An 807-nucleotide genomic window follows, 5' to 3' on the forward strand; every position below is an offset into this window, starting at 1 on the left:
CTAGGCGTGATTGGCTCCAAAGAAGCAAAGGCAGTTTTAGAAAAAGCATTAAACGACCCAGAACCACCAGTAGTAGAATCAGCTGTGGTCGCATTATCAAATATTGAATTTATGGAAAAATTAAGCAAGAATGCAAAGTTTGCAAAACTAACAGGTGGATAAGATGAACTTTACATTAGGAATTATTGTTGCAGTTGGAATTTTAGTTGCAATTAGTTTGGTATTCATTTCGATGGATCCTGGATATGTTATACAACCAAAAATAAAACCCGTTGCATGTACAATGGAATATGCACCCGTCTGTGGTGTTGATGGTATCACTTATGGAAATTCATGTATGCTAAATGCAGCTAAAGTACAACTAGATCACACTGGAGAATGTGTTGCAGAAAAACCGTTACAGGAAGGTTGGACTAGAATTATATCTGCTACTGACCCTGGAATGGGACACGAATCACATCAACTTGCAATAGTTTTGCCTCCATCTGACAAAGTTTATTCTGGAACATTACATTATGATGCAACTGAGACAGTTCAACTAGTTAGTTTAGTTGGTCCACTAAAAGATGAAGATGTTAAAGGACAAGCAACATGGACTGTTGATGGAAAGACAAAATATTCTCTTACAATAATTACTCAAAACAGTACTAGTGGTGACTGGAAGTTTTCAGGTAACGCATTAGCAGTACACACAAAAAAGACAACTCCATTTACAGTTGATTACAAATTAGATTATACTGAAAAGACAACTTCTGAACTTGTCAAGACTGGAACAATTACATCTGTAACTGATCCTGGAATGGGACA

1 protein-coding gene is annotated in these 807 nt (G+C 36.6%); it reads left to right on the forward strand.

Annotated elements, in window-relative coordinates; all coding sequences use genetic code 11:
- Positions 1-163: 163 nt before the first annotated feature.
- Positions 164-807, forward strand: a 644-nt coding sequence (locus tag BG20_RS13160; RefSeq protein ID WP_010191370.1) for a Kazal-type serine protease inhibitor family protein, incomplete at its 3' end; no start/stop codon positions are given.

The sequence above is a fragment of the Candidatus Nitrosarchaeum limnium BG20 genome (genome assembly GCF_000241145.1).
GTDB classification, from domain to species: Archaea; Thermoproteota; Nitrososphaeria; order Nitrososphaerales; family Nitrosopumilaceae; genus Nitrosarchaeum; species Nitrosarchaeum limnae.